The organism is Cellulomonas soli (assembly GCF_013409305.1).
GTDB classification, from domain to species: Bacteria; Actinomycetota; Actinomycetes; order Actinomycetales; family Cellulomonadaceae; genus Cellulomonas; species Cellulomonas soli.
Map to the genome: position 1 here is coordinate 1,510,105 of NZ_JACBZJ010000001.1, position 16,390 is coordinate 1,526,494.

At 68.7% G+C, this 16,390-nt stretch carries 19 protein-coding genes and 1 tRNA gene; 9 read left to right on the forward strand and 11 right to left on the reverse strand.

Annotated elements, in window-relative coordinates:
• Nucleotides 1–134: 134 nt before the first annotated feature.
• Genes BKA22_RS07000 through BKA22_RS07010 form a run of 3 tightly spaced genes read left to right on the forward strand, consistent with a single transcriptional unit; the run spans nucleotide 135 to nucleotide 3,187 of the window.
• On the forward strand, nucleotides 135–1,769 hold the full coding sequence (locus tag BKA22_RS07000) for an ABC transporter ATP-binding protein (RefSeq protein ID WP_146952835.1): 1,635 nt from the start codon (nucleotides 135–137) through the stop codon (nucleotides 1,767–1,769).
• A 3-nt stretch (nucleotides 1,770–1,772) separates the two neighbouring features.
• Nucleotides 1,773–2,522 carry an ATP-binding cassette domain-containing protein gene (locus BKA22_RS07005; RefSeq protein WP_146952836.1) on the forward strand — a complete coding sequence of 250 codons (750 nt, stop codon included), beginning with the start codon at nucleotides 1,773–1,775 and terminating at the stop codon, nucleotides 2,520–2,522.
• A complete protein-coding gene (locus BKA22_RS07010; RefSeq protein ID WP_146952837.1) occupies nucleotides 2,519–3,187 on the forward strand; it encodes an ABC-2 membrane transporter-related protein in 669 nt (222 codons plus the stop codon). The genes BKA22_RS07005 and BKA22_RS07010 overlap by 4 nt, the downstream gene beginning before the upstream one ends.
• Before the next feature lie 64 nt (nucleotides 3,188–3,251).
• Here BKA22_RS07010 and BKA22_RS07015 read toward each other — a convergent pair.
• The 3 genes from BKA22_RS07015 to BKA22_RS07025 all read right to left on the reverse strand — a co-directional run bounded on the left by BKA22_RS07015 (nucleotide 3,252) and on the right by BKA22_RS07025 (nucleotide 6,117).
• Nucleotides 3,252–4,441 (reverse strand): IS3 family transposase gene (locus BKA22_RS07015; protein WP_179561676.1). Its coding sequence is split into 2 segments (ribosomal slippage): nucleotides 3,252–4,160 and nucleotides 4,163–4,441, totalling 1,188 coding nucleotides; the frame shifts between segments, so codons are not numbered across the junction.
• A 37-nt stretch (nucleotides 4,442–4,478) separates the two neighbouring features.
• Nucleotides 4,479–5,012, reverse strand: a complete 534-nt coding sequence (locus tag BKA22_RS07020; RefSeq protein WP_179561677.1) for a hypothetical protein — start codon at nucleotides 5,010–5,012, stop codon at nucleotides 4,479–4,481.
• A 13-nt stretch (nucleotides 5,013–5,025) separates the two neighbouring features.
• On the reverse strand, nucleotides 5,026–6,117 hold the full coding sequence (locus tag BKA22_RS07025; RefSeq protein ID WP_218866558.1) for a helix-turn-helix domain-containing protein: 1,092 nt from the start codon (nucleotides 6,115–6,117) through the stop codon (nucleotides 5,026–5,028).
• A gap of 178 nt (nucleotides 6,118–6,295) precedes the next feature.
• Here BKA22_RS07025 and BKA22_RS07030 point away from each other — a divergent pair, with 178 nt between their 5' ends.
• Nucleotides 6,296–6,703 (forward strand): hypothetical protein, encoded by a 408-nt coding sequence (locus BKA22_RS07030; RefSeq protein WP_146954725.1) that lies wholly within the window; start codon nucleotides 6,296–6,298, stop codon nucleotides 6,701–6,703.
• Between the two features lie 383 nt (nucleotides 6,704–7,086).
• Here the strand turns inward: BKA22_RS07030 and BKA22_RS07035 are convergent, their stop codons facing one another.
• The 6 genes from BKA22_RS07035 to BKA22_RS07060 all read right to left on the reverse strand — a co-directional run bounded on the left by BKA22_RS07035 (nucleotide 7,087) and on the right by BKA22_RS07060 (nucleotide 10,198).
• The gene (locus BKA22_RS07035; protein ID WP_146954724.1) at nucleotides 7,087–7,332 is read right to left on the reverse strand and encodes a hypothetical protein; all 246 of its coding nucleotides are present in this window, start codon (nucleotides 7,330–7,332) and stop codon (nucleotides 7,087–7,089) included.
• On the reverse strand, nucleotides 7,329–8,192 hold the full coding sequence (locus BKA22_RS07040; protein ID WP_146954723.1) for a hypothetical protein: 864 nt from the start codon (nucleotides 8,190–8,192) through the stop codon (nucleotides 7,329–7,331). The genes BKA22_RS07035 and BKA22_RS07040 overlap by 4 nt, the downstream gene beginning before the upstream one ends.
• Nucleotides 8,193–8,228: 36 nt before the next feature.
• On the reverse strand, nucleotides 8,229–8,903 hold the full coding sequence (locus BKA22_RS07045) for a type II toxin-antitoxin system prevent-host-death family antitoxin (protein ID WP_146954722.1): 675 nt from the start codon (nucleotides 8,901–8,903) through the stop codon (nucleotides 8,229–8,231).
• Nucleotides 8,904–8,974: 71 nt separating this feature from the next.
• Nucleotides 8,975–9,322 carry a hypothetical protein gene (locus BKA22_RS07050; RefSeq protein ID WP_146954721.1) on the reverse strand — a complete coding sequence of 116 codons (348 nt, stop codon included), beginning with the start codon at nucleotides 9,320–9,322 and terminating at the stop codon, nucleotides 8,975–8,977.
• Between the two features lie 142 nt (nucleotides 9,323–9,464).
• Entirely contained in the window at nucleotides 9,465–9,830 is a 366-nt protein-coding gene (locus BKA22_RS07055; RefSeq protein WP_146954720.1) for a hypothetical protein, read from the reverse strand.
• The gene (locus BKA22_RS07060; RefSeq protein WP_146954719.1) at nucleotides 9,827–10,198 is read right to left on the reverse strand and encodes a hypothetical protein; all 372 of its coding nucleotides are present in this window, start codon (nucleotides 10,196–10,198) and stop codon (nucleotides 9,827–9,829) included. The genes BKA22_RS07055 and BKA22_RS07060 overlap by 4 nt, the downstream gene beginning before the upstream one ends.
• A 249-nt stretch (nucleotides 10,199–10,447) precedes the next feature.
• Here BKA22_RS07060 and BKA22_RS07065 point away from each other — a divergent pair, with 249 nt between their 5' ends.
• On the forward strand, nucleotides 10,448–10,711 hold the full coding sequence (locus BKA22_RS07065) for a helix-turn-helix domain-containing protein (RefSeq protein ID WP_218866560.1): 264 nt from the start codon (nucleotides 10,448–10,450) through the stop codon (nucleotides 10,709–10,711).
• Between the two features lie 16 nt (nucleotides 10,712–10,727).
• On the opposite strand, the gene BKA22_RS07070 is transcribed toward BKA22_RS07065, so the two are convergent.
• Nucleotides 10,728–11,138: a hypothetical protein gene (locus tag BKA22_RS07070; RefSeq protein ID WP_146954717.1), complete on the reverse strand. Its 411-nt coding sequence runs from the start codon at nucleotides 11,136–11,138 to the stop codon at nucleotides 10,728–10,730.
• A 661-nt stretch (nucleotides 11,139–11,799) separates the two neighbouring features.
• On the opposite strand from BKA22_RS07070, the gene BKA22_RS07075 reads away from it, so the two are divergent.
• Together BKA22_RS07075 and BKA22_RS07080 are read left to right on the forward strand one after the other, a co-directional pair.
• Nucleotides 11,800–12,561: a hypothetical protein gene (locus BKA22_RS07075; protein ID WP_188334908.1), complete on the forward strand. Its 762-nt coding sequence runs from the start codon at nucleotides 11,800–11,802 to the stop codon at nucleotides 12,559–12,561.
• The gene (locus BKA22_RS07080) at nucleotides 12,558–14,471 is read left to right on the forward strand and encodes a hypothetical protein (protein WP_146954715.1); all 1,914 of its coding nucleotides are present in this window, start codon (nucleotides 12,558–12,560) and stop codon (nucleotides 14,469–14,471) included. The genes BKA22_RS07075 and BKA22_RS07080 overlap by 4 nt, the downstream gene beginning before the upstream one ends.
• 249 nt (nucleotides 14,472–14,720) lie before the next feature.
• On the opposite strand, the gene BKA22_RS07085 is transcribed toward BKA22_RS07080, so the two are convergent.
• A tRNA-Leu gene (locus tag BKA22_RS07085) sits at nucleotides 14,721–14,803 on the reverse strand.
• A 324-nt stretch (nucleotides 14,804–15,127) separates the two neighbouring features.
• On the opposite strand from BKA22_RS07085, the gene BKA22_RS07090 reads away from it, so the two are divergent.
• Together BKA22_RS07090 and BKA22_RS07095 are read left to right on the forward strand one after the other, a co-directional pair.
• Nucleotides 15,128–15,835: an FHA domain-containing protein gene (locus tag BKA22_RS07090; protein ID WP_179561678.1), complete on the forward strand. Its 708-nt coding sequence runs from the start codon at nucleotides 15,128–15,130 to the stop codon at nucleotides 15,833–15,835.
• Between the two features lie 9 nt (nucleotides 15,836–15,844).
• Nucleotides 15,845–16,387 (forward strand): FHA domain-containing protein FhaB/FipA, encoded by a 543-nt coding sequence (locus tag BKA22_RS07095; RefSeq protein ID WP_146954713.1) that lies wholly within the window; start codon nucleotides 15,845–15,847, stop codon nucleotides 16,385–16,387.
• The last annotated feature ends 3 nt before the right edge of the window (nucleotides 16,388–16,390 follow it).

The following is a 16,390-nucleotide window of genomic DNA, read 5'->3' on the forward strand; positions in this document are numbered from 1 at the left end:
GGCGGGCCGCCGCCCGAGCAGAGCTGTTCGTGGACCTGTTCCGCCGGGCACTGCGACTCAGCCCCGGACACACGGGGACACTCGTCGCCACCAGTGTCGTGAGTGGCCTCCTCCCAGCAGTCCAGGTGCTCACGATGGGGCGACTGGTCGACGCGCTCAACAGCGACAGCGCCGAGCTACACGTCCAGGCGCTCGCAGGGCTTCTTGCGGTGCTGGCCGGGCTGGCGGCCGCCTCCCAGGTGCTCGGCGCCGTACGCGGCATGTCGTTCCAGGCGGTGACGACCCTGGTGAGCACCGAACTCTCCACGAGCGTCATGGAGCATGCGATCGAGCTGCCGCCCGCACAGACCGAGCAACCCGAGATCCTGGACTCGATGCAGCGGGCCATGCGTGAGTCGCAGTTCAGGCCCACCCAGGCCATCCAGCAGACATTGGATGTCCTCGGCCAGCTCACGACCGTCGCATCCGTCGGCGCGGTGCTGGGCTCGATGAACCCCTGGGTCGCGCTACTAGCGCTGGCAGCGCCGTGCCCCGTGGTCTACGCCCAGTGGAAGGCGGGCCGTCGAGGATTCGCCCTCGAGCAGAGCCGCGCGGAGCAGCGCCGGCGCCTGGTCTACTGGCCGTCCCTGCTCGCTGACCCGGCGTCGGCCCGTGAGGTGCACGCGTTTGGCATCGGTGGGTTCATCGTCGCGCGGTTCCGGACCGCTGCCGAGGCGATCGTCCGCCAGGACATGGCTCTGTTCCGTCGGGTCACCGGGCTGACGATGTCGATGGCACTCGTCAGCGTCGCACTGAATCTCACTGCGCAGATCGTGGCTCTCTGGGTCGCCCTGTCGCACGGAACACTCGGCGTTCTGATTGCTGTGATTCAGGGCATCGTCGCCATTCAGTCGGCGGGCAGCGGCCTGTTCGGCGGTGCGATCTCCTTGTCGAACACCGCGATGTACCTGGCCAACATCGAGCGCTTCTTGTCGTTGAAGCCGCACGCTCGCAGCCGTGGTACCAGCCAAGCACCCCATCGGCTACACACGGGGATCGAGTTCTGCGCGGTGTCCTTCACCTACCCTGGGCAGACTCAGCCCGCGCTGGACGGCGTGTCCTTCGTCCTGCGCCCCGGCATGACGACTGCCGTCATGGGTCGCAACGGCGCAGGCAAGTCCACAGTCGTTAAGCTGCTATGCGGCATCTACACCCCGAGCAGCGGTCAGATCTTGATCGATGGCGTGCCTCTCGACGAGATATCCGAAGCGTCCTTGCTCGATGCAATGACCTTCGTGTTTCAGGACTACGCGCAGTACAACGTGTCCGCCGCGGAGAACATCGGACTAGGTTCCCTGGAGCACCTTGACGACGAGGCGCGAGTTCGCGCCGCCGGTGCTCGCGCGTCGATCGCGCAGCACCTGGACGCACTTCCTGCCGGGTGGCAGACCCCGCTCGGGCGCACCTTCGACGCCGGGCTCGACCTCTCTGGCGGCCAGTGGCAGAAGGTCGCCATCGCCAGGAGCCTCATGCGCGACGTGCCCGTGAGGCTCCTCGATGAGCCGACCTCCTCACTCGACCCCATCTCGGAGAAGGCGATCTTTGACCAGTTCGACTCAAGGGAGCCCGGGGTCACGACACTGCTTGTCGCCCACCGGTTCAGCACCGTGCGATTCGCCGACCATGTCATTGTCATGGAGAGCGGGCGGGTCGCTGCTCAAGGGCCACACCACACCCTCATGACCACCAGTCCGCTCTACCGTGAGCTCTACGACGCCCAGGAGTTCTAGACCGTGCCAAGACATCACCACTCAGGCAACGCGCTGCAGTTCTCGGACATCACCGTCCGACGCGGCGGCAGTACTTTGCTCGATCATCTGACCTTCGGCGCGCCAGTGGGTTCGCGCATCGGACTGGTGGGCGCCAACGGCGCCGGCAAGTCCACGCTGCTCAAGGTGGCCGTCGGCCTCGCGCGTGCAACGTCTGGCACCGTGAGTTGGGCCGGCAGTGCGGCGGCGGAGACCCGGGCGGTTGCCTTCGTGCCGCAGGGCAAGCCGCTCTACCCCGCGCTCACACCCGCACATGCCCTCGTTCTCGCCCGCTCTCTCAACACCGAGGACTGGGACGAGGAAGCCGCCCGCTCGTGGATGGACGCATTCGAGATTCCGCTGAGTCGGCAGTGTTCCGTCCTATCCGGCGGCGAGCGGACTCAGGTCGCGATCGCTCTCGCACTCGGCCGAGGCACGCCGCATCTGGTGCTAGACGAGCCGTTCGCCGAACTCGACCCTCTCGCTAGGGCCGACGCCATCGATCTGCTGCGCGCCGTGCTCGACAGCACCGGGCGCACACTGCTGATCTCCTCGCACCTACTCTCGGACATCGACGACCTGTGCGACCACCTCATGGTCCTCAGTCGTGGTCGGCTGACACTCGCCGGCACCCGCGACGAGATCCTCGCGGAGCACCCGGGCCAGTCGGTCAGCGAGACCGCGATGGCCGCTATGCGCCTGCATGCCCGCTCCGGAGAGAGGACCGCTTCATGAAGGGTCACGCGCTCGCAACGCTCACGACGAAGATCCGACTGGATCGTGCCCTCATCGGGTTCGTGGTCGCGTCCGTCGCTGTCTTCGCAGGTCTCGGCGTGAATGAGGTGACCGGCTCCCAGTGGGGCATGGTCCGCACGCTCGGTCAGTACCAATCCGTCCTGGTCGCGGTACTGGTGGCATCACTACTCGCCCAAGAGGCCGAGCGCGGGACGCTCGCTTGGGGCCTAACTCAGGCCGTAGGTAGGACCCAGTGGCTGTTGTGGCGCATCTGGCTCCCGGCAGTCGCGGTGTTGCTCGGCGCCGGAGGGCTCGGGCTGGTCTTGGCAGTAGTTCGCGACGCGACACCCGCCGTCTGGCTCGAGGGTCTTCCGACCGGCGCTCTGTCGAGCTTGGACTGGCAGTGGCCTGTTGGTGCTGCTCTTCTCGCGCTCGGCATCGGGACGCTCGCGGGCGTAGCGGCCCGCCGGGTCGTGCCAGCCGTCTCTCTTGCCGGTCCGATCATGATCGCGGTGAATGTCACCGTCGATGCAACACGCGGGCGGCTCCTCGCGCCCGCGGCCGATCTCGCAACTGCGGCGTGGGTGGGGCTTGGCCTAGAGGCAGCAGTGGCCGGGCTTGCAGTCGCGACAGCAGTCTGCGTGCTGCGTCGAGCGGACGCCTAGCCGACTCCATACTGTGCCAGTTGGGTCTGCCCCCGGTCTGGTTGACACTCGGGGTTTGCGGTAGTCAGGCCGCGTCTGCGGCCGTGTAGATCATCTCAAACTCGACGGGCGTGAGTTTGCCGAGGGCGCGTTGGCGGCGTCGGCGGTTGTACTTGGTCTCGATCCAGGTCACGATCGCCAGGCGCAGGTCGTCGCGGGTGTGCCAGCGGCGGGTGTTCAGGACGTTCTTCTGCAGCAGGGAGAAGAAGCTCTCCATGCTCGCGTTGTCGCCCGCGCCGTAGGAGCGGCCCATCGACCCGACCAGGCCGTTGTTCGCCAGCAGCCGCCGGGTCGCCTTGGCACGGAACTGGCCGCCTCGGTCCGAATGACACACCGTGCCGGCCGGTGAGCGCAGCGCGATCGCGTTGCGCATCGCCGCCCGCGCCAGGGACGACTTCATGCCCGAGTCGATGGAGTACCCGACGATCTTGTTCGAGTAGACGTCCTTGATCGCGCAGATGTAGAGCTTGCCCTCGGCGGTGGGGTGCTCGGAGATGTCCCACAGCCACACCTGGTTCGGGGCGTGCGCGACGAACTCGTGACGGACCACGCCGTGCTCGTCGACCACCGCGAGCAGGTCGTCGTGCGGCGCGGGGCCGGCCGTCGCGGGCTTGGACCGCTTCCTGTGGTGGCTGGCGGTGATGCCGGCGATCCGGCACAACCGGTGCACCCGGTTCTCCCCGACGCTGATCTTGTGCTCGTCGGCCAGCTCGTCGGTGATGAACCGGTAGCCGAGCGTCGCGTCGTCGCCATGGATCTCGTAGATCGCGGCAAGGACGTGCGCGTCGTCCCAGTCCCGGTCGCAGACCGGGTTCTTGAGCCACTTGTCGTACCCCTGGGTCGACAGGCCCAGGACCCGGCACGCCACCGCGACCGGCACCCTGATGCGGGCGCCGGCCGCGGCCATCTCACGGACGAGCGGGAAGACTATTTTCCCGGCAGACCCGCCTGCGCGAGGTAGGCGGCCGCGCGGCGCAGGACCTCGTTCTCCTGCTCCAGCACCCGGATCCGCTTGCGCGCCTCACGCAGCTCGGCGCGCTCGGCCTGGGTCGGCCCGGACCGTCGGCCGTCCTCGACGTCGGCCTGCTTCATCCAGTTCGACAACGACCCTTCGGAGATACCGAAGTCCTTCGCGATCTGCGTCAGCGGCACCTGCCCCTTGCGGGCCACGGCCACGACGTCGTCGCGGAACTCCTTGGGATACGGCTTTGCCACGGGGACATCCTTCCAGCGAGGACCAGATCCTCACAGGTCAGGTGTCAACCAAACTCGGGGCAGACCCGTTCTTCAGCCACAGGTAGTTGATGGGCAGGGCAGCGATGACCGGGCGCCGCATCGCGCGCGTCTGGGACAGCACGCTCTCCAACGCCGCCGTGTCGCAGTCGGGGATGTAGGGCGAGTCGGTCAGCGCGTACCGCAGTCCCGCACGCAGCTGAGCGTCGACCCAGTCCAGGTCGAGCGTCGACGCACCGATCGTCCGGCACGTGCCGGCGTACCGGTTCGCATCGATCAGGACGTGCTGCACGTCACCGGTGACGCCTCCGAAGGTCTCAAGGACGTCACCGATCATCGAGGAACGCACCGGGTACCGGGCGGCGAAGGTAAGCACCGCACCGAGCTGGGACTCCACGCAGATCCCGGCCGCGCTGAGCAGGGCCGGTGCCGTCGCCTCGCACTGCACCGAGATCGCGGGACGACCTGTGTACAACTCACGAGCCGGGGCCAGTGGCGCCGACCGGAGCGGTGCGGCGAGCACTGGCTCATTCACGTCGAGGGTCTCGGTCACAGCAACCACCGTCCTAGGCGGTTTGGGCGCTCTCGCGCAGCTCGATGGGGAAGTAGCGGCGGAAACTGTCCTCTGTCATCAGTGCGGTTCGTGCGAGTGCTGCGACGGTCTGTCCAGCGGAAACCTGACGGCGGATCGCGTCGTGAAGCAAAGCGGGGACTTCGGTTGGCACGTCCACGGGTTCTGACGTCCTCCAGCCCATGCGGTTGAGCCGCAGGTGGAACTCGCGGTACTGGCGCTCGGAGATCTCGCCGATGTCGTAGGCACGGCGGATCAGGGCGGCGATCGACATCCCCCACGTGGCCTTGAGCTCGGCGAGCCGGCGGAACTGCGCGGTGGTCAGCCCAACAAGCTCGGGCCGGATCTCGTCGGGTGGTGCCAGCAGGGACGCGGCGAACAGGTCGGCCTGCGCTTCCTGATCCTCGCCGGGGAGGCGATGCATGACCAAGTGGCCGAGCTCGTGCGCGATGGTGAACCGCTGCCGGTCCCCGCTCAGCCCGCCGTTGATGATCAGGATCGGCATGCGCTCGTTTCCGTGCGGCCAGGAGGAGACGGCGTCCTGCGCGGTCGATCCGAGCTGTCGCTGGAAGACGACGACCCCTGCGCCCTCCAGGACGGCGACGAGGTTCGGTACCGGTCCGGCACCCAGGCCCAGCTGGTCGCGGACTGCGGCCGCGGCCGCGACCGGGTCCGGAGCGTCAAAACTCGCCGAACGGATGAGGTTGACTCGCGGAAGCGGCTCGGACGCGAGGAGCAGTTCGATCGAAAGACGCGACAGGTGGGCCAGCGCCTCGACCTTGCCCTTCGCTGCGACAGTCAGCCGCGACGAGCGTCGCCGATGGTGCAGGCAGGACACGTCCAGGCCCAGGCTCGGCACCGGGTGCGTCAACAGCGCGATCGGACAGTCGAGCGCGGCCGCAACTGCCTCGAGCGTCTCGCCGCGCAGCTCCGCGACGCCGTTCTCCGCCTTCGAGATCGTCGGCTGACTCACGTCCGCGCGGGCAGCGAGCTCCCGCTGGGTCCAGCCTTTGGCCTCTCGGACGAGCACGAGCATGCGACGGTCGGCGCTCCTCCGGCCGAACTCGTCGGCAGCTGTGCTGGTCACACTGGGAACGTAGCACAGGCGCATCACCTGCGCATCACCTGACGCATGTTTGCCGGGCAAGAGTGCCGGGCGCGTCGCGTCCGCCGCGTCCTGACGCTTGAGCGGCTGCGGTGCGACTGCGCCGCTCACACGGGGTGCCTGGGTGCGTAGTGACGGTTACCCGCAGCAGACTGGCGTCGTGAAACTCACGAAGCAGCAGAAACTGAGGAACACCGCCAACGGTCTGCGTGCGGGGCTGGTCGCCGTCGGCTTCGAAGGACCATGGCGGTGGGCGCACCACGAGTGGGAGACCGCCTTCTACAAGGTCTGGCACGACTGGCCACCCGCGGGCGACACCCAGTACTTCCGGTCGTTCCGGAGCGGCGGGTCCGCCGACGGCCGCACGTCACAGGCGCGCGACATCCTGTTCGCGGTGAACGGCGGTTCGCCGTTCGACGGGTACGACCGTGAGCCGCTGAACCAGCGCCCTCTTGGTCTGAGCGAACGGGAGTACCTCGAGGACTGCGTCGAGGGCGCGACCCCGGAGGAGTGGATGACCCTCGCCAGCGCACTGCTGGCCGAGCTGAAGCGCTCACCGCAAGGGTGAGTTGACCCGCCAGCGTCATTGGCTTCGACGGCCAGCCCTTCGCGGCGATGTGGAACCCAGCGCGCGACCGCAACTCGTCATTCGCGAGAGCACGTCGCGCCGCTCGTCCACGGGTCAGGAGAGCACCGGCGCACCCCAGGAACCTGACGGCCATCCGGGTCTGCGCGGCGATGAGCACGCCGAGAGAGGCCCTCGTGCCGCGGGCGCGAGGGCCTCTCGCACCTGGGCCGCCCAGACCGTCGGTGGATGGAGACGATCGCGCCCCTGACGGCGCGCGGCAGCGCCACGGCTGGCCCGCTGGGCGCGGTTGTGAGCGGAGTCGATCGACACGACGCAGTCGATCTCACCCACCGCGTCCGCCCGCGCACAGTGTCGGGGGGAGGCTAGGTAGTGCGGCGCAAGTGAACCCACTTCAACGTGCGCCACAACCCGCTGGTGAAGCCAACCTGGTCGATGAGGTCGAGGACTTCGACATCACCCGCACCGGTCCGTCGTAAGTCGGTCGCAGCGTCCCGCAGCAAGTCGGTGGTCGGGTAGAGAGGGTCGTGGCCGTGGGTTGCGCACCAGACCATCCAGGTCTCCCAGGCGGTGATCATCCGTTCCTGGAACACGGGGTCGTGGGTGCTCATGGGTCGGGTGTTTCCTCGACGCGCCGCTCGTCGTCGACTGAGGTCTCAGCCGGTGGGCGGGTCAGGTCGACGAGGGTCAGGCCGCACCGCGGGCAGTACCAGTCGCCGTCGGCGTGCGGGTGTGGGCAGGTGCGCTGGCGCAGGAACGTGCGGATGGTCTCGGTGATGACCGTCAGCGCCAGTCGGTAGTCCGGGGGCCCAACGTTTCCCAGGTCGCTGGCGTCACCGGTGCGCACCGTGATCGTCTGGGTGCCGTCTGGTGCGTTCCACGGGTCGATCGTGGGGCTGTCGTCGGGGGCGATGACGATGGCGTAGCGATCTGAGCGTTCCCGCATGCGAAAGCCCCGCCCGTCGACTCGCCCGACGATCACCCACGGGGCGTACAAGTTGTCCTCCCTGGCCTCGATGCCCAGGTCCGCGGCGATGTCCACGAGCCGTTGCTCGCGCTCGCGTTGCGCGGCCTCGAGGGCCGTCGAGTGCTCCTTGAGAAGCTTGGAGGTGCGTGCGCGCAGGGCGCGGAGTTCTTCCGGTGTCAGCTGGCAGGGGCAACTTCGGCCGCCACCGTGCGAGTCCGGGTCCGCTGGCCTGGGGTGACACGCGCAGAAGCATGCGGCGGCTGCCTCGATGTCCCGCACCCCGGTCGGGTCGAGTTCGAGGAGTCGGCGACGGGCGGCGACCTCAGCGGCTCGGCGTCGCTCCCGCGCGGACTGCCGGGTACCGTTCGTGTCGTCGTTGCTCATCTGCGGCCTCCCCACGACGGGCGGTCTGTCGCGGTGTGGATCCACTCGCGGGGCTGCTCCATGCCCGGGGTCGCCCGCGTGAGGGTCGTCTGTGGTGTCGATGTAGTGGCGGGCACCCACGCTGTGGCCACCAGCCAAAGGTCGGGACTTGGGCGGTCAGTTGGCGTTGTCATCGTGGTCTCCCGCGGGCGCGGCCCGGTCGTCGACCTTGCGCTTCAGCCCCGCGGTGGGATGGAGACCGGCGGCGCGCATGGCTTTGGCATAGACGGCCGTGTCGAACCGGCCATTGCGCCATGCCTTCCAGTACGCGGCCGTTGCCGCGGCCAGGCGTTCCTCCTGATGGGCGTACCAGGACCAGCCGACCAGCACCGCGAGGCGGTCGCCGCCGTCGGTCAGCACCACGCGTGTCCCGTGCCGGACCCGGGCGACCAGTTCGTTCAGTTGCGCCTGCGCCTGCTCGACAGGCATCTCGACGGTGCGCGGGCGGTCCCGCTCAGGCCGGGCAGGCATGGTCTCGGCGGTGGCGGGCGGGTCACCCCGACCCCCGGCTTGGACTCCCTCGGAGGCGGCCCGGAGCGCGAACATGACGCCGCGGGCGAGGATCTTCAGGCCACGCTTGGTGCCCAGGTCCTCCTGCCCGACCATGAAACGGCCCCTGCCCCTCAGGGCGATCGTGAGCGTCGCCGCCTTGCCCTTGGCCACCGGTGGCCCCTCGGTCATGGCGATCAGCAAGCCGAGGGCGAACAACTCATCGACGAGGTCCCGATCGACGACGTCACGGAAACGGCCGAGGTTGGAGATCTCGATCGTCGCGTGCTTCCCCAGCTCCACCCGCGGCCACACGGGCCACGGGTGCGGGCCCTGACCCGCCCGGACCGGTCCCTTCGGCCTGGGCGTCGCGTTCACCGTGCACCACCAGGAGCCTCGAGCGGAGCATCGGAGCCGCGATCAGGCGCAACAGGACCGCCGTCCTCGCCGGGGTGCACGGTCGGGTGCAGGCGCTCCTGCATCGGGGGTCGCAGGTACTCGAGGACGTCCCAGCCGAAGCCCGTGGCATCGAAGCGTCCGGATCGCCAGTGCGCCCACGAGAGTGCCGCCGCACGCAGGTAGCGCTCGTGCTGCAGGCCCCACAGGTCCCACGCCACGATCACTGCAACGCGCATGGCGCCGTCAGTCAAGACGACCGGGATGCCCGCGCTCAGGTCCCCCTCCAGCACATCGAAGTGCGGGACAACGTCGACCACGGGCATCAGGCGCTCCGTCTGCTCCCAAGCGAACCCGCGGGGCCGGCCAGCGGAAGTGCTCACCGCCCCCACCTCCCTCGTCCCGCCCTGAGACGGGACTGGCTCCGCACCAGGCCGACCGGCAACACCCCATGGCGCCCGGCGCCGGTCACAACGGGTCGCCCTGAGGGAGGGCCGGCAGAGTGGCGAGTTCCTCGGCCTCGACGTAGTCGATCGCCGTCACCAACCGCTGGACCCAGAAGCCGAACTCGGCGCCGGCGCGGTTCCAGTCGAAGAGGTAGGCGTGCCGGTCGCCGACCCGGATCACTCCGGAATCGCCCGCGAAGAGCCCGCTCACGGACATGAGTGGCACCCACCGTTCATCACCCGGCCCGCGAGAGGATGTCGGGCCGGCCTGACGCAAGAGGAACCTCGCTTCCAGATCCACGAAGAAGACCGTCTCGGATGCCGCTCGGATCGCCCACACCCCGGCCTCGTCCGCCAGAACCAACTCGGACACCGTCCGGGCCGTCATGACGCCCTCCGAGCAAGAACGGGAGAGACGTGCACCTCCCACGGCTCGGGGATCGGGTCACCGTGGACCGCCGCACGAACCTCGACGTCGGGGGTTGCGCCGACCTGGTACTGAAGGGCGGTGCGGACTGCACTCTCGTACCCGTACATCCACCCCCTGCGGAACTCATGGCGGGTGCGGATCTGACTGGTCCCGGCGATCACGACGATCGAGAACGCGCAGAGCGTGACGGCGATCGGCTGGCCGGTCAGCAGGGATCCGAAGCCGCCGACGAGCCCGAGAATCGCTATGACGTGGCTCGGCGCCCACCAGACGGCCTGGGCTACGGCGGCCTGGTGACGGGCGAGGCTGGGGGTGCTCTCTCGCATGGTGGCGTCCTCTTCTCGAGGGGAGCGTGAACAGCGGGGTGTGGCCCGGGTTCAGGGTCGCGATGTCACCGACGGTAGTGACGGACTCGACTCAGAGTACGCATCGCCCTCGTCAGGTCAAGCCCTCCGGGTCCGCCCTGGCCTCCAAGACTGCGTCCTGACGGGGCAAGCGTCTATACATTGCGGGTCATGGTCAGGGTGACCCACAGTCCGTCGACCGATAGGCCGCTCGTGCCTACCGTCGAGCAGGTGCCCGTTCCTGCCCGAGAGCTCGCCCAGCGCCTCGCGTTCGGCGCAAGCCTGCGGCTGATCAGGGCGAACGCCGGCCTGACCCAGGAAGAACTCGCGCACGCCGCCGGCCTCGACCGCACCTACATCGGCAGCGTCGAGAACGGGCGCAGGAACTTGTCCCTCAAGGCCATGTGGCAGCTCGCGGACGCTCTCCAGGTGTCCCCACGGGCGTTCTTCCCGGTGAAGGAGACCGAGAACTTCACGCCCGGCCAGTCGACCTGACCGGCTCGGCGCGCTCTCAGGAGGTGCCGGGCGCTCGTCGAGCTCCCTTGCCCCTTGTCACCGCCACGTAGCGCTTGGCGCCGCGCATGACGTCCACGAGGGTGCTGAGCTGCTCACTGCTGCTCGCAGCCTTCGCACGAGCGTCGCGGACGTGCTTGATGTTGTCACCGCGGTAGTGCTGCAGATCCTGAGAGAGCTTGCGCGTCACGAAGTCCAGGTCCCGGGAGATCGCCGCGAGGATCTCGACGACCTCGGGCGTCACGGCGATCTGCTCGACGTACACCGGTTCAGGGACGTAAGGCTGTTCTGCTGACGGCGACCCCGCCTTACGAGCCTTCCACTGAGACTTGTAGAAGCGCCGATACGCATCCCGGTGAAGCCGGCACCGTGATGCTTCGACTGCCGGGACACGCAGCTTGAACTTCATGCAGTCGACGCACTGCCCAGGACTGGCTGTCGACAAGAGTCCCCCGGCGGGTGGAGAGTAGTGCCCGCGGCGGAGCGCGGCTGATCCTGATGACGGTGCGGATCTGGCCTGACGATACTCCGCCATGGCGCGCTGTGTAGACGCGAGCGCGCAAGTCCGGTCGACTCTTGTCGACACGGATCCAGCCCAGATCGACGATCCGGTCGGTCTCGTCACGTTGATTGGTAGGCGTGCGGAACAAGCCGCGCCCCGGGCCCCGCCCGGTCAATCAAGAACGTCTGAAGCCCAGGCAAGCAAAAAGCGCCGCCCGAAGGCGACGCTTTCGCTGGCCGAGGAGTTGCCGCTCCCGGGCCGAGGTGTTTGGAGTCCTCGTTGAAGACTGTAGACCGGTGTGCGTACCGCACGCCAGAGTTCGCCACGCCTACCGGCGTGACCTCGATCGCTCTAGCGGCGATGATGCACCGTGGCTAGGCGTTCGACGCCGAAGAGTTCGGCCCGCACCCCGGTGACACCCGAACTCATCGAGCACCGCATCGTCACGTACCGCCCGAAGGGTGTTGTGACGGCCCATCAGTGGGCTCCGATCGAGCATGACGTCCGTGCCGCCACCCGGCGTTACGCCCCGCAGTCATTGTCCGCGGCATACCTGGCGATGCGCGCGGTGACGATGTTCCAGCTCTGGGCCATCGAGAATCGCCTGCCGCTCGACCTTGAGCACCTGTTCACGGAGACGAACGTCGAGTGGTTCGTCGAGACCGGTATGACCCACCTTGGTGAGCACACCCAGTCGTGCTACCGGTCCGCGCTGCGCCGCATCGGACGCACCGTCACCAAGAAGGCCCCATGGACACCGGAGCCGAAGCGCAAGAAGCGGACCACACTGGCCGACCCGTACGCACGCCTGGACCTGGCGTGGCTCTGGGAGATCTGCCTGACGCAGCGTTCAGAGGTCCGTCGGCGTGCAGGTGTGGCGACGATGGCGTTGTGCCACGGCGCGGGCCTGGCGGGTGCGGAGTTCTCCGTCCTTTTGGGCTCGAGCATCGAGATGATCGACGGGGTCGCCGTCGTTCACATCCCCGGTGACCATGCCCGGGACGTACCGGTGCTGCCGCAGTACGCCGACGAGCTCGTGCGCCTGTCGTTGGACTACTGGGACCGTCCGATGTTCTCCGACCGAACCCCGAGCCGGAACTGGACCGCCAACGTCCTGGCCCAACTGGAGTTCCCGACAGGTGCACCGCGGCTGGTGCCGTCCCGTCTGCGGACCACATGGATGGTCGAGCTGTCCACGGCAGGAGTGCGCATCTCCGAGCTGCAGCATTTCGCCGGGGTGAAGACCATGACGGGCTGGGAGGACTTCTCGAAGTTCGTCCCGCGTCGTGACGACTCGGTCCTGCGCCGTCTGATCGGCGGTGTCCGGTGACCGCCCCGCTGCTGCTGGCTCCGCTGCCGAAGCATGTCGTGGAGGCGTGCGACCTGTCCCTGGCTCAGGCCACCAAGGTCGCCGAGGCGATCGTCGACGCCACCGGTCTAGCTGACGCGTTCGAGTTCTCCCTGAACGCCCGCACGGGTGCACCGCGGCGAGTGTCATGGCGGACGCTGCTGACGGTGTTCGTCACGGCGGGGATCCGCGGCGGCGACATGCTGCTGACGTTGGTCCAGAAGACGGCCGCCGAGATGCTCCGTGACGGGCTGCTGCCGGCGAAGGTGTCGTACTGCCAGCTGTGGGACAACCTGGACCACTTCTCTACCGCGATGGACGCCGACCATGTCGTGTCCGCGCACAACCACGACCTGGTCGCGAGCACGAAGACCGGTGAGGTCGAGGACTGCCCGACCGGGTGCACGGGTGGCCGGCCGATCACCCGCGAGCTGTTCGCCGCGTTGCTGCTGCACGCGTCGTCGTTCCCCGGCGGGATGACCATCAACACGACGGTGTTCGCGCTCGACTCGACCGACAAGGAGACGTGGGCGGCACGCCAGTCGTGGGACAAGCTCCCGGACATCGACCAGTCCGCCGGCGCGGTCCGCCCGGAGGACGAGGGCGAGAAGGTCAACTCCCAGGACACGTTCAGGACCCCTGGGTGGCCGCGTCTCGGGTACGACGGGCGGGCACAGCACACGGTCGATCTGGACGCTCGCGAGGGGTACCGGTCGGGGAAGAACATGCGCCGCAAGGAGGTGTACATCGGGTTCGACGAGCACATCGTCACCCAGGTCCCCGAGTTCGGCGCCGGCGAGATCCCGCACACGGCACTGTCATTGGTGACGGCCCCGGCCGGGTCGGACAAGGCCGCCGCCGGGATCCTCGCGGTCGAAGCCCTCCGTGCTGTCGGGTACGACGTCCAAGAGCTGCTGTCAGACCGCGGGTACACGTACCTGGACGCCGGGAAGTGGGCCAATGCCCTGCGCGCTCGAGACATCACTCAGACGTTCGACCTGCACAAGAACCAACGTGGCGTCCGCCCCGGCCCGATCATGGGCTCCATCTGGGTTGACGGCACACTGTTCACCGACGCGATGCCGAAGCACCTACGCGAACTTCCCGGGTTCAAGCTGGGCCTGTCGACCGCCGAGATCATCAAGCTGCAGGGCAAGTACGACCAGAGGATCCCGTACGCGTTCGCTCCGTTCGGTGACGTCAACACCGACCGCGGCACGCAACGCTGGCGCGGCCCCGCTCTGCGTCGCCTGGTTCGTTGCGTGAACGACCCCGAGTCGATGCGTCTCGGTTACGACCGCCCCACCACAACCTGCAAGCCCGCGTCCGTCGACCCGGTCACGGGGAAGCGTGTCGTTCCGTGCGGATGCTCAAGGACCGTCACGGTCTCTCTGGACGAGTACGCCCGTGAACGCCAGCCCCTGCAGTTCGGCACGACGATCTGGCACGCGTCATACGGGCGGCGGTCCGCGATCGAAGCGTTGAACTCTGAGCTCCGCACCCACCGCGGCATGAACTTCCGCCGCGACTGGTGCCGCGTTCGTGGTGCCGCCCGCACCCACGCCCTCGTGACGTTCGGGCTCGTCGGCGTGAACGTCCGCATGCTCCGTGACTGGTACACAACCCGCGGCCAGGCAGACCCGTGGATGGTCGCGATCGGCGACACGACCGACCCCGACTTCGCCGCCGTCCACGCCCGCCGGACCGCCCAGCCCCGCGGCACGTCGCTGCACGTGCGGGTCACGACCGGCGACATCCCGCGCCGCACCGAGCCCCGCGCCCGGTACCCATTCGTTCCCAGGCACCTGCGGCCCAAGCACCTTCGCCAGACCGACATCGGCGGCACCGTTCACGACACCGAGGGCCACGCCCCTCCCCACCAGCCCGGCTGACCCCAGCCGGCGGGCCCCCTGACCCGCGCGAACTCAACAGCACCACCCAGCAGCCCGCTGACCGACAAGGTCAGCGGGCTCACTGGCATGCACCCGCGAGCGCCCTCGCCGTCCCGAGCCACCGTACGAGCACGCCAGCGTGCTAGTAAACGTGCAGGTCAGACCCACAAACGAAGAACCCCCGGCCGGAGTGACTCCGACCGGGGGTTACCCGAACTGCTTTGGCTGTCCTAGACGAACAACCCTGTGTGCGCGAGGCGGGATTTGAACCCGCACGCCCTTTCGGACACTGGCACCTGAAGCCAGCGCGTCTGCCGTTCCGCCACTCGCGCGCGACGATGAACGTTAGCACGGGAGGGGCGCCGGTCCTGAATCGGCTGCTGTGTGCCCGACTGATGCCCGACAGATGCCCGACGAACGCCCGGCGAACCCCCCACAGCTCCTCGCCCGCACGCGGGCCGGCACCCCGGACGACGGTCCCGTGCGCACGGCGCCGACGGGCCGCAGACTCGGCGCGACGCACCCCCGACCGCCGCGCAAGACGCCTGATCACGTGCAGAACCAGGGCAGACAGGGTGAACGGCGCGGCCTCGGGTCCATCGGCCGGGTGCGGTGGATACCATCGACGCACGACCGCGCGGAAGAGGGAGGTGGGCATGGGCATCCTGGACAAGTTCGAGAACGGCGTCGAGCGTGTCGTCAACAACGCCTTCGCCAAGGCCTTCCGCAGCGAGGTCAAGCCCGTCGACCTGGCCAGCGCGCTGCGCCGCGAGGTCGACGATCGTGCCGCGGTCGTCGGGCGTGACCGCACGGTCGTGCCGAACGACTTCACGCTGACCCTCTCCACCGCCGACTACGACCAGGTCGAGGCGTGGGGTGCGGAGGCGCTGGCCGACGAGCTCGCCACGATCGTCACCGAGCACGCCACGAGCCAGCACTACGCGTTCGTCGGTCCCGTGACGGTGTCCTTCACGGAGGAGCCCGAGCTCGAGACCGGCCGGTTCGACGTGCACTCGGCGACGGTGCGCGGCGCGGTGGCGCCCGCCACGACGACCGCCCCGTCGGCCCGGCACCCGTTGGTCGACATCGACGGCCAGCGTTACCTGCTCACGGGGGAGCGCACGGTCGTCGGCCGCGGCTCCGAGGCCGACATCATCGTCGACGACCCGGGGGTGTCCCGGCTGCACCTCGAGATCCGGGTGACGCCCGACGGCGTCATCGCGACGGACCTCGGCTCGACCAACGGCCTGTTCGTCGAGGGGCACCAGGTGCCCGCGGCGACCCTGCTCGACGGCAACACGCTGACCATCGGACGCACCCGGATCCTCTTCTGGACGGGCAGCGAGCCGGACCAGGAGGGGTGACCGCGGCCGATGAGTGAGCTGACGGTCACCCTGCTGCGGCTGGGCTATCTCGCACTGCTGTGGCTCCTGGTGCTGTCGGCGATCGGCGTGCTGCGCCGCGACCTGTACGGCACGCAGATCACGCGGCGTCGCCCGCCGGGCAAGGGCGCCCCCGCGGCGGCAGCGGTTCCCACGCAGACGCAGCCGGGCGGCCAGTCGGCGGTGCCGGTGCCCGCCTCCGGCGCGCCCGAGCGGGTGTCCCGGCGAAGCCGGACGGGTTCCGGCCCGTCCCGGCTCGTGGTCATCGAAGGGCCGCTGCGGGGCACGACGCTGCCGCTGGGCGCCTCGGCGATCCTCATCGGCCGCGCACCGAGCTGCACCCTCGTGCTCGACGACGACTACTCCTCGTCACGGCACGCCCGGGTGTTCCCGCAAGGGGGTCAGTGGTTCGTCGAGGACCTGGGTTCCACGAACGGGACATATGTGGCGGACCAGCGCGTCGAGGCGCCGACACCCGTGCCGACCGGTACACCGGTCCGCGTGGGTCAGAGCGTCCTCGAGCTGCAGAGGTAAACG

Coding starts and splice junctions, on each gene's coding strand:
- BKA22_RS07000 (WP_146952835.1), top strand. CDS start 135: ATGGGGCGACTGGTCGACGCGCTCAACAGCGACAGCGCCGAGCTACAC.
- BKA22_RS07010 (WP_146952837.1), top strand. CDS start 2,519: ATGAAGGGTCACGCGCTCGCAACGCTCACGACGAAGATCCGACTGGAT.
- BKA22_RS07035 (WP_146954724.1), bottom strand. CDS start 7,332: ATGAGCACCCACGACCCCGTGTTCCAGGAACGGATGATCACCGCCTGG.
- BKA22_RS07050 (WP_146954721.1), bottom strand. CDS start 9,322: ATGCCCGTGGTCGACGTTGTCCCGCACTTCGATGTGCTGGAGGGGGAC.
- BKA22_RS07055 (WP_146954720.1), bottom strand. CDS start 9,830: ATGACGGCCCGGACGGTGTCCGAGTTGGTTCTGGCGGACGAGGCCGGG.
- BKA22_RS07060 (WP_146954719.1), bottom strand. CDS start 10,198: ATGCGAGAGAGCACCCCCAGCCTCGCCCGTCACCAGGCCGCCGTAGCC.
- BKA22_RS07070 (WP_146954717.1), bottom strand. CDS start 11,138: ATGAAGTTCAAGCTGCGTGTCCCGGCAGTCGAAGCATCACGGTGCCGG.
- BKA22_RS07090 (WP_179561678.1), top strand. CDS start 15,128: ATGGGCATCCTGGACAAGTTCGAGAACGGCGTCGAGCGTGTCGTCAAC.
- BKA22_RS07095 (WP_146954713.1), top strand. CDS start 15,845: ATGAGTGAGCTGACGGTCACCCTGCTGCGGCTGGGCTATCTCGCACTG.